Origin of the sequence: Pseudomonas sp. Q1-7 (assembly GCF_028010285.1) — a bacterium.
Taxonomy (GTDB): Bacteria; Pseudomonadota; Gammaproteobacteria; order Pseudomonadales; family Pseudomonadaceae; genus Metapseudomonas.
In genome coordinates this window covers 4052882-4065071 of the sequence record NZ_CP116304.1, presented here as the reverse complement: position 1 = coordinate 4065071, position 12190 = coordinate 4052882, and the positions used below count along the sequence as shown (strand labels likewise).

Genomic DNA, 12190 nt, shown 5'->3' with positions numbered 1-12190 from the left:
CTACCGTACATCGAACAGCTGATGGGTCTGGTTATTTTATTAATATTTGTTTGTTTTCAATTACTTAATGTCATTTTACATTTTGTAATATGTTCTGACGTTTTATTGACAGCGCATGAGGCCAGGGCTTTAGTCAGGGTGTGTACGAGCATGACTGTTTTTTGGCATGCAGCGCGTTGAGGGACGCAGCTGCAGCGCCTGCCACACAAGAGTGCTAGGGAGAACACCGTGATGAGCATCGATTCAACCTCGTGCAGTGGGCCGTTCGGTCCCACCACCTGCACCGCTCCGCTAAGCCGTTTCCACGGCCCGCCTTTCACCTGAGCGGGGCGCCGCCTTCGCTCGCGGCGCTGAGAGGGACAAATCCATTCAGTCGGAACTGAGCCACTTCCAAGGCTTGGCGGGTTCGGCCGCGACTGCGATTTGCCCGGCTTGATCGCTTTCCATCGACGAAACGTGGAATCGCACCCGCGTGGGCGTGATTCGGCCTGACTAATTGCTGTCGGATTGAGGAAAACACCATGGCCAACTTCATCAAGTCTGACCTCGAATTCATTCTTCAGCAGATTCTCATCGCTGAGGCCCACGCCGCTGGCGCCGACCTGTCCTCGCTGCTGCCCAACTCGCAAGTGCCCTGGGGCCTGCGCACGGTGGACGGCTCCTTCAACCATCTGCAATTGGGGCAGACCGAGCTCGGTGCGGCGGACAACGTGTTTCCGCGCATGCTTGACCCACTGTTCCGCGATGCGCAAGGCGGGACCACCTATAGCCAGACCAGCGGCCTGGTGATCGACTCGCAACCGCGGACTATCAGCAACCTGATCGTCGACCAGACCGCCAATAACCCGGCGGCGGTGGAGGCCAACGGCGGCAATCCACCGGTCACCAGCCCCGGCCTGGACGGCATTTTCGGAACGCCGGATGATCAGGACGTCTTCTTCATTCCCAACACCACGCCGGACGAGGGGTTGTCCGCCCCCTTCAACTCCTGGTTCACCTTCTTCGGGCAGTTCTTCGACCATGGCCTGGACCTGGTCACCAAGGGCAACAGCGGCACTATCTTCATCCCGCTGATGCCGGATGATCCGCTGTTCGACCCGAACAGTCCCACTAACTTCCTGGTGCTGACCCGCGCCACCAACCAGCCGGGGCCGGATGGCGTCCTGGGCACCGCCGACGATATCCACGAGCACACCAACACCACCTCACCCTTCGTCGACCAGAACCAGACCTACAGTTCTCACCCGTCGCACCAGGTATTCCTGCGTGCGTACGAGCTGAATGCCGACGGTCGACCGGTCGCCACCGGCCACCTGATCACCAACCGCAACCTGGGGGATGGCATCTTCGGCAATGCCGACGATGAGGAAATCGGCGGCATGGCCACCTGGGCCGTGGTCAAGGCCCAGGCCCGTGACATTCTCGGGATCAACCTGACCGACGCCGACGTCAACAATATCCCGCTGCTGGCCACCGACGCCTACGGCAACTTCATCAAGGGCCCCAACGGCTTTCCGCAAGTGGTGTTCGTCGGTCCGGACGGCCTGCCCGGCACCCCCGACGACGTCTTGGTGGAAGGTAACCCGGCCGCGCCCATCAGCCTGGTGGGCGCTGTACGTACCGGGCATGCCTTCCTCGATGACATCGCCCACAACGCCAACCCCTACGACAGCCAGACCGGCGCGCTGAAGACTGCTGATGCCGACCCAGTAGTCGGCGGCGGGCCACAACCGGCCGGAACCTTTGACAACGAGCTGCTGGACGCCCACTACATTGCCGGCGACGGCCGGGCCAACGAGAACATCGGCCTGACTGCCGTGCACCACATCTTCCACTCGGAACACAACCGCTTGGTGGAACACACCAAGGCCGTGATCCTGGCGTCCGGCGACCTGGACTTCCTCAACCAGTGGCTGCTGACCCCCGTGGGCGCAGTGCCCGGCACTCCCGATGGCCTCGACTGGAACGGCGAGCGGTTGTTCCAGGCCGCCAAGTTCGGCACCGAGATGCAGTACCAGCACCTGGTGTTCGAGGAGTTCGCCCGCAAGGTGCAGCCGAATATCGATGAGTTCCTGGCGCCTACCGGCTTCGATGCCACGATCAACCCGGACATCGTCGCCGAGTTCGCCCACGTGGTGTACCGCTTCGGTCACTCCATGCTGACCGAAACCATTGATCGCCTGGACCCCAATTTCGCCAGCAGCGAGATCGGCCTGATCGCGGCTTTCCTCAATCCGCTGGAGTTCGCTGCGAGCGGAGCGACGCCCGACGCGGCCGCCGGCGCCATCATTCGCGGGGTGACCCGCCAGCAGGGCAATGAAATCGACGAGTTCGTCACCGAAGCCTTGCGCAACAACCTGCTGGGTCTGCCCCTGGACCTGGCCACCATCAACATTGCCCGTGGCCGCGATGCCGGCATTCCGTCGCTGAACGCCGCCCGCCGCGAGTTCTTCCAGGCCACCGGCGACACTCAGCTGGAGGCGTATACCAGTTGGGTGGACTTCATGGGCAACCTCAAGCATGAGGCCTCCCTGATCAACTTCATCGCCGCCTACGGCACCCACTCGACCATTACTGGCGCAACCACCCTCGACGCCAAGCGCGCCGCCGCCGCCGCCATCGTGCTCGGCGGTCCCGGTGCGCCCGCCGACCGCCTCGACTTCCTGTACAGCACTGGCTCCTGGGCCAACACCACGGCACGGCCGAAGGATGCCGATGGCGTCACCAACACCGGTCTCGGCAGCATCGATTTCTGGATCGGCGGCCTGGCCGAGAAGCAGATGCCCTTCGGCGGCCTGCTGGGCTCCACCTTCAACTTCGTCTTCGAGACCCAGCTGGAGGCCCTGCAGAACGGCGACCGCTTCTACTACCTGGCGCGCCTTGCCGGCCTCAACTTCCTGACCGAGATGGAGCTGAACTCCTTCTCCAAATTGGTGATGCTGAATACCGATATCACCCGTCTTCCGGCGGATATCTTCTCGACGCCGACCTGGATCCTGGAGGTGGACCCGAGCCGGCAGTTCACCGGGCTCGGCCTGGATGGACGGGCGGACCCGACCCATGACAATCCCCTGTGGGACCTGGTGATCCGTGACAACCCGGCGACGCCGGGTCCCGACACCAACTACCTGCGTTACACCGGTGTGGACCATGTGGTGCTGGGCGGCACCGATCAGGCCGACATCCTGATCGGCAGCATCGGCGACGATACGATCTGGGGGGATGGCGGCAATGACCGCATCGAAGGCGGGGACGGGGTCGACAACATCGACGGTGGCGACGGCGACGACATCATCACCGACATGGGCGGCGACGATGTCATCAAGGGGGGCGACGGCAACGATGTCATCCACGGCGGCAATGGCTTCAACCTGATCCTCGGCGGTGCCGGCAACGACTTCATCATCACCGGCGAAGACGTGTCGGAAACCTTTGGCGGTACCGGCAACGACTTCATCTATGGCGCCAAGGGCAACCTGCAGACCATGGGCAACGAAGGCGACGACTGGATCGAGATCGGTACCCAGGACGGCGCCCCCGGCGACAACTTCTCGCCCTTCGCCCTGGATGAGGTGGCTGGCAACGATGTCTTCATCGGCGGTGGCGGCTTCGACGAAATGATCGGCGAAGGCGGCGACGACATCTTCTTCGGGTCCGAGGGCGCCGACCATTTCGACGGTGGTTCCGGATTCGACTGGGTCAGCTACAAGTTCGATCCGTTCGGCGTGCTGGCCGACATGATCGTCGACGACTTCTTCGAACCGCCGGTGCCGGCTTCCAATGCCGGTATCTTCGATCGCTTCGCCTTCGTCGAAGGCCTCTCGGGTTCGCGGTTCGGTGACATCCTGCGGGGCGACAACGCCGATGCCGCGGAGATTGCCCAGAACGGCCCGCTGGGCAGCGTGCTGACCCAGGCCGGTATCGACCTGATCGCCGGGCTGCAGGAGTTCCTCGGCGCCGGTGTGACCTCGTTCGGGGGAGGCAACATCATCCTCGGCGGCGCCGGCAGCGACATCATCGAGGGCCGCGGCGGCGATGACCTGATCGACGGCGACCGTGCGCTGAACGCCTATGTCAGCGTGCGCACCAATCCCAATGACCCCAATACGGAGGTTCGCCGGGTCGACAGCATCGGCGAACTGATTCCGGACATGCTCTCCGGGGCGATCAATCCGGGACAGTTGGTGATTGTCCGGGAAATCATCCAGACCACCGGCTTCAACTACGACACGGCGGTGTTCTCGGGGAACTTCGAGGACTACCAGGTCGAGATCGACAACAACAACACGACGCTGGATTTCAGTGACGATGTGGTCACCGTCACCCACCTGATTACCGATGCCGACGGCAATACCGTCATCGGACCGGACGGCGTGGATCGGCTGACCGGCATCGAGCGCCTGCAGTTCAACAACGGCGCCTTCGCGCTGGTCCCCGGCCTCAACGAAGGTCCGCAGGGGCAGCTGCAGATCAATGACACCACGCCGGTCAACGGTCAGGTGCTGCGGGCTTCGGCGTTGTTGGTGACCGATGCGGACAACGTTTCCGCGCAGAATCCCACCGGGGCGATCAGCAGTCCCATCGCCTATTTCTGGCAGCGCGAAACCGCCGCGGGCTCGGGTCTGTTCATCGACATCGTCACCGAAGCCGGGGAACGGCCACAAACCGCCCAGCGCGATAGCTTCCGCGTGACCGCCGACCTCGATGGCCTGGCCCTGCGCGTGCGGGCGGTCTACAAGGACGCCAACGGTGTGCTGGAGAACGTCTATTCCGACGCCACCGCGCCGGTCGACGGTACCGTGGTGGTGGCCCCGCCGGCGGCGGTGCCGCAGGAGACCTATGTCGCCAGCCCCGGCGTGCACCTGATCCGCAGCGACCTGCAGTTCATCCTCGACCAGATCCTCATCGCCGAGCGTCATGCCGCCGGTGAGAACCTGCTGGATATCGTGCCGAACTCCCGGGGCGCCTTTGGCCTGCGCACTGTGGACGGTTCATTCAATAACCTGGTGCCGGGGCAGGAGCACTTTGGCGCAGCCGACCAGCCGTTCCCCCTCTTGCTGAAGCAGAACTTCCGCAATGAAGGTGATGACAGCTTCGACATGAATGGCCCGGATCTTCCCGGCGGAGAAATCACCAACAACAACTACGCCACCACCGGGCCGGTCGCCGGCAACGTGGTGGATGCCGATCCGCGGATCATCTCCAACCTGATCGTCGACCAGACCATCACCAACCCGGCGGCAGTGCAGGCGTATGTGGATGCCGGCCTGGGCACCCTGGACCCCGATGGCGTCCTGCTGGACCTCAATGGCGTGCCGATCCCGGCCGGCCAGCCGCTGTTCATCCCCAATACCGCGCCGGATGAAGGCCTGTCCGCCGGTTTCAACTCCTGGTTCACCCTGTTCGGCCAGTTCTTCGACCACGGCCTGGACCTGGTGAACAAGAGCGGCAACGGCTTCGTCTTCATCCCGCTGCAGCCGGACGATCCGCTGTACGTGGAGGGCAGCAACTCCAACTTCATGATCCTCACCCGGGCACAGAATCTCGTGGTCAATGCCGGGGTCGACGGCATTCTGGGCAATGCCGACGATGTGCACCTGCACAACAACCAGACCACGCCCTTCGTCGACCAGAACCAGACCTATACCTCCCATCCGTCCCACCAGGTGTTCCTGCGCGAGTACGAGATGACGGCCAACGGGCCGGTGGCGACCGGGCGCATGCTGGACGGGGCCGGTGGCCTGCCCACCTGGGCCGAGGTCAAGGCCCAGGCCGCCCAGTTGCTGGGTATCCAACTGACCGACGGCCATGTGGTCAACGTGCCGCTGTTGGCGACCGATCCCTATGGCAAGTTCATTCCGGGCGACAACGGCTTCCCGCAACTGGTGCTGTCCGATGGGACGCTGCTGGAGGGCGACCCGACCGCCAATGGCGGCCTGGGCATCACCATCCCCGGTAACGCGCTGCCGACCGGCCACGGCTTCCTGGACGATATCGCCCACGCGGCCAATCCGTTCAACAGCCAGACCGGCGCGTTGATGACGGCGGATGCCGACACGGATGTCGGGAATGCGCCGCCGGCGGGCACGTTCGACAACGAATTGCTCGACCGTCACTTCATCACCGGCGACGGACGCGGCAACGAGAACATCGGCCTGACCGCCGTGCACCATGTGTTCCATGCCGAGCACAACCGCATGGTCGACTACATCAAGGCGGTGGTGCTGGCCAGCAACGACCCGTCCTTCATCGCCGAGTGGCAGTTGTCTCCCGGTGTATGGAACGGCGAGCGGCTGTTCCAGGCCGCGCGCTTCACCACCGAGATGCAGTACCAGCACCTGGTGTTCGAGGAGTTCGCCCGCAAGGTGCAGCCGCAGGTGGATGTGTTCTTCAACGCGACCCAGGTGTATGACACCCAGATCAACCCGGCCATCGTCGCCGAGTTCGCCCATGTGGTGTATCGCTTCGGCCACTCCATGCTCACCGAAACCGTCGACCGGCTGAATCCGGACTTCAGCGATGCGGGCAGCATGGCGTTGATCGATGCCTTCCTCAACCCGCTGGCGTTCAACAATGACGGTGCCCTGTCGGCCGCGGAAGCCGCCGGCAACATCGTCCGCGGCATGACCCGGCAGACCGGTAACGAGATCGACGAGTTCGTCACCGAGGCGCTGCGCAACAACCTGCTGGGCCTGCCCCTGGACCTGGCCACCATCAACATCGCCCGTGGCCGAGATGCCGGCGTACCGTCGCTGAATGCCGCGCGTCAGGACTTCTACAACGCCACCGGTGACAGCCAGTTGCGGCCCTACACCAGTTGGGTCGACTTCGCGATGCACCTGAAGCACCAGACGTCCATCGTCAACTTCATCGCGGCCTATGGCACCCATGACAGCGTCGACACCGCCACTACGCTCGAAGCCAAGCGGGCGGCAGCCTTTGCCCTGGTGTTCGGCGGCGATGGCGCGCCCGCCGACCGCCTGGACTTCCTCAATGGCACGGGCATCTGGACCGGCGTGGAAACCGGCCTGAACCTGGTGGACTTCTGGATCGGCGGCCTGGCTGAACGCCAGATGCCCTTCGGCGGCCTGCTGGGCTCGACCTTCAACTTCGTGTTCGAGAACCAGCTGGAGAAACTCCAGGACGGCGACCGCTTCTACTACCTGGAACGCACGGCGAGCATGAACTTCCTCACCGAGCTGGAGAACAACTCGTTCGCCAAGATGGTGATGGCCAATACCAATGCCATCCACCTGCCGGCGGATATCTTCTCCGAGCCCGGCTTCATCCTGGAGATGAACCAGGCCCTGCAGTTCACCGGCCTCGGTGCCGATGGGCGCGCCGACCCGGTGGGCGGCAGTGCCTTGCTGCCCTGGGTGATCCGCGATAACCCGGTGGATGTCGACAACATTGCGACGCCTTTCTACAACGAGGCCAACACCAACTACCTGCGCTACACCGGCGACGAGCATGTGGTGCTGGGCGGCACCAATAACGACGACATCCTGATCGCCAGCATCGGCGACGACACCATCTGGGGCGATGCCGGCAATGACCGTATCGAGGGTGGCGACGGTAACGACCAGATCCGGGGTGGCGCCGGCGACGACATCATCACCGATCGCGGCGGCGACGATAACCTCCAGGGCGACGACGGCAACGACGTCATCCATGGCGGCAACGGCGCCAACCTGATCCTCGGTGGCTTCGGCAACGACTTCATCATTTCCGGTGAAGACGCCTCCGAGGTCTTCGGGGGACCGGGCAATGACTTCATCCTCGGTACCCGCGGCAACGAAGCGCAGTTCGGCAACGAAGGTGACGACTGGCTGGAACTGGGCGGTCCCGATGGCAACGCCGGGGACAACTTCAACGAGTTCGGCCTGGACAACGTCCCCGGCAACGACGTCTACATCGGCGAGCGCGGCATCATCGACCGCATGGACGGCGAGGGCGGCGACGACATCATGCTCGGCAACGGTGGCGAGGGCGACCGCTACGTCGGCGGCTCCGGCTTCGACTGGGCGGTGTTCCGCGACGATCCGCACGGGGTCAACATCGAGTTCGACCTGCGGGCGTTCGACGAGACGCCGGTGACGCCGTCGACCGCATCGCTGCTGACCCGCTTCGAGTTCATGGAAGGCCTGTCGGGCTCCTCCCACAGCGACATCCTCAAGGGCGACAACCGGGATGCGGCCGCCATTTCCACCTCGGGGTTCAATGGCAGCATCCTCACCAACATTGGGTTGATCGGCGGGCTGCAGGAGTTCCTGGGTGCCGGGGTCACCTCGTTCGGGGCGGGTAACATCATTCTCGGCGGCAACGGCAGCGACATCATCGCCGGTCGGGGCGGCGACGACCTCATCGATGGCGACAAGTCCCTGACCGTCTACATCAGCGTGCGCCAGAACAGGGATGGCTCCGGGCCGGAGATCGCCCGGGCGTTCAGCATGACCGAGCTGGTCCATGACATGCTCACCGGCCGCTACAACCCCGGCCAACTGGTCATCGTCCGTGAGCTGGTCGATGGCGACGGTTCGTTCAACTTCGATACCGCCGAGTTCACCGGCAACCGTGCCGACTACAACGTGGTGAACAACGGTGACGGCAGCTGGACGGTGACCGATACCGTGGATGGCCGCGATGGTTCGGACCGCCTGACTGGTATCGAGCGCCTGCAGTTCAATGATGTCAGCGAAGTCCTGGTGGCGGGGCTCAATAATGGGCCGGTAGGTCTGGCGACCGTCAGCGATACCACGCCTGAAGTGGGCACCCGCCTGGTGGCCTCCGTTGCCGGTGTGACCGATGCCGACAACCCCAATGGCGGCGTCATTACCGGACCGGTGACCTACTACTGGCAAGCCGACACCCGCGGTGACGGCGTCTTTGAGGACATCATCATCGAGAATGCAGGGGCCGAACTGGCCCGTGCGACCGGGCAGAGCTTTATGGTGACGGCCGCTCAAGTCGGATTGGCCATGCGCCTGAAGGCGATCTATAAGGACGCCAATGGGGTGTTGGAAACCGTGTTCTCGGCGGTGACGGCTCCCGTTTCAGCCACTCAGGTGAACGATGCGCCGACCGGCGTGCCGACGATCAGCGACACTACGCCTATTCAGGGCCAGGTGCTGACGGCGACTCGTGGAACCGTCGTGGATCCGGATGGCACCCGCACCTCGGTGTTCAGTTTCCAGTGGCAGTCGTCGAACAATGGCACGACCTGGACCAACATAGTCGGTGCCACGACGGCGAACTTCACGCCGGGTGCGGGGCAGGTCGGGCTGTTCCTGCGAGTGGTCACCAGCTACGTGGATGACAGCGGCTTCAACAACTCGGTGGCGTCGATGGCGACTACTCAGGTGGGTGGGGTGTTCATCGGTGACGCTGGCAATAATGTCCTGACTGGTGCTGCCGGGGATGACGTGATGGATGGCGGTGCCGGCGATGACACGCTCAGCGGTGGTGCCGGCGACGATGTGCTGATCGGTGGCACGGGAGCCGACAGCATGTTCGGTGGTCCCGGCAACGACATCTTCTATGTCGACAACGTCCTCGATTCGGTGAGCGAGTTGGCCGGAGAAGGGCGCGACATGGTCCGCACGACGCTTGCCAGCTACAGCCTGGGGGCGAACGTCGAGGACCTGGCCTATATCGGCAGCGGCAACTTCACCGGGGTAGGTAACGGCCTGGCGAATACGCTGGCGGGGGGCGCGGGGAACGATAACCTGAGCGGCGGAGGTGGCAACGACGTGCTGTACGGTGTAGGGGGCAATGACGTCCTCAACGGTAACGCCGGTGCTGACCGCATGCACGGTGGTTTGGGCGACGACATCTTCTATGTGGACAGCACGCAGGATGTGGTGGTCGAAAACGTGGGCGAGGGGACCGACATGGTCCGCACGACTTTGTCCACCTATACCCTGGGGAACAACTTCGAGATCCTGGTCTACCTGGGGGGGGCGGCGTTCACGGGTACGGGGAATGCCCTGGCGAACCGGCTGGTGGGCGGAACCGCCAGTGATACCCTCAATGGCCTGGGTGGGAACGACATTCTCCACGGGCTGGGTGGAGACGACGTGATGAATGGAGGGGGCGGTGCCGACACGATGATAGGCGGCAGCGGGAACGACACCTACTACGTGGACAACGCGCTGGACTTCGTGGCAGAGGCGATAGGTGAGGGTACCGATGTCGTTCGCACGACGCTGTCGAGTTACAGTCTCGGGACGAACGTAGAGAACCTGGTATTCATTGGCAGCGGAGCCTTCAGTGGCACGGGCAATACCCTGGACAACCGGATACTGGGGGGAAGTGGCAATGACACCCTCAATGGCCTGGGCGGGAATGACATTCTCGTCGGTGGTGGCGGCAACGACACCATGAGTGGCGGTGCGGGCAACGACATCTTCATGTTCGGGCCCGGTTTCGGACACGACGTCATCCTGGACTTCGATGCCAATCCGGCTGGCGGCCAGGATCGCTTGCACGTCGCTGACCTGGGCATCACCGCGGCGAACTTCGCGGCCAGCGTCAGCATCACCTCCCAGGGGGCGGACACCCTGGTCACCATTGGTGCCAACAGCATCACCCTGGTGGGCGTGGCGGATGCGACGACCGTGACCCAGGCGGACTTCCTCGTCGGTTGAGGAGATCGCTCGCAAGCGCATCGCGGTCGTTGGAAAAGGGGCGGAGCACTTGGTGCTTCGCCCCTTTTTCTCGCCGGCTGGAAAGGTGTTTGAACCTGCTTGATATTCCGAACAGCCGGTGCGTATTTTGTACGAGCCGCCATCCAGAGCGGCCGTCGTGTACAAGGACAACCATCATGACCAGTAACGTCCGCAGCCCGCTCGCCGATCGCCTGGCCGGCATTGAAGAGATCGAGTGCGTCACCCCCGACCTGAACGGGGTGATGCGGGGCAAGGTGATGACGGGGGAAGGCTTCCGCTCGGGGCGTCGCCTGCAGCTGGCGCGGGGCGTGCTGCTGCAAGGCATCATGGGCGGTTACCCGCCCGCCCGTTTCTATGGCAGCGACGACGGCGACCTGGCCCTGGTCGCCGAGCCCACGCAGATCCACCGCCTGCCCTGGAGCGAGCGGCCGCGCGCCCTGGCCATTTGCGATGCCCAGGAGCTCGACGGCCGGCCCTCCGGACTGTCCACCCGTGGCCTGCTGCGCAAGGTGGTGGAGCGTTATGCCGAACATGGCTGGAAGCCGGTGGTTGCGACCGAGTTGGAGTTCTTCGTGTTCGCTCCGAACCCTGACCCGAGCCTGGCCTTCCAGCCGCCGCTTGGCCTGGATGGCCGTCGCGAGGCGGGCTGTTCGGCCTTCAGCGTGTCGTCCAACAACGGCTTGCGGCCGTTCTTCGAGGAGGTCTATCGCGGCATGGAGGCCTTCGGCATGCCCCGCGATACCTTCATGCACGAGATGGGCGTCAGCCAGTTCGAGATCAACTTCCTCCATGGCGACCCGCTGCTGCTGGCCGACCAGACCTTTCTGTTCAAGCACTTGCTCAAGGAGGTGGCGCTCAAGCATGGCATTCAGGTCGTGTGCATGGCCAAGCCGCTGGCGCATACGCCGGGCAGTTCGATGCACATCCACCAGAGCGTTGTGACCCTGGAAGGCGAGCAGAACATCTTCAGCGACGCCGATGGCGTGCCGACCGATGCCTTTGCCCATTTCATCGGCGGCCAGCAGGCGGCCATGGCGGACCTCACCGCGCTCTTCGCCCCGAATGTGAATTCCTACCAGCGCCTCTGCCATCCCTACGCGTCGCCCAACAATGCCTGCTGGTCCCTCGACAACCGGGCGGCGGGCCTGCGCATCCCGGCCAGCCCGCCGGTGGCGAGAAGGGTGGAGAACCGCCTGCCCGGCGCCGACGCCAATCCTTATCTGGCCATTGCCGCCAGCCTGGCAGCCGGACTGTACGGGATGGAGCAGCACCTGCAACCGAGCCCGCCGATCCAGGGTGAGTTCGAGGCGCCGGACGAGTTGTTGCTGCCCTGTACCTTGCATGCGGCCATCGAGCGTCTGAAGCGCAGCGATCTGGCTCATGAACTGTTCGGCAAGGAGTTCATCGAAGGCTACATTGCTACAAAGACGATGGAGCTCAGCAGCTTCTTCGATGAGATCACGCCCTGGGAACGGCGCATCCTCGCCACCCAGGTCTGATCGTCCAAGGGCCGCCCGTCCGGG

Annotated in this window: 2 protein-coding genes; both read left to right on the top strand. The window is 63.7% G+C overall.

Going from position 1 to position 12190, the window contains the following annotated elements:
* Window positions 1-521 precede the first annotated feature (521 nt).
* Complete coding sequence (locus PJW05_RS18875; protein WP_271408499.1) at window positions 522-10646, top strand: peroxidase family protein; 10125 nt, start codon at window positions 522-524, stop codon at window positions 10644-10646.
* A 278-nt stretch (window positions 10647-10924) separates the two neighbouring features.
* Window positions 10925-12166 carry a glutamine synthetase family protein gene (locus PJW05_RS18870; RefSeq protein ID WP_271412257.1) on the top strand — a complete coding sequence of 414 codons (1242 nt, stop codon included), beginning with the start codon at window positions 10925-10927 and terminating at the stop codon, window positions 12164-12166.
* Window positions 12167-12190: the final 24 nt, after the last annotated feature.

Bases quoted from the DNA above. Each gene is read 5' to 3' on its own strand.
- PJW05_RS18875 (WP_271408499.1), top strand. From the start codon at position 522: ATGGCCAACTTCATCAAGTCTGACCTCGAATTCATTCTTCAGCAGATT.
- PJW05_RS18870 (WP_271412257.1), top strand. From the start codon at position 10,925: ATGACGGGGGAAGGCTTCCGCTCGGGGCGTCGCCTGCAGCTGGCGCGG.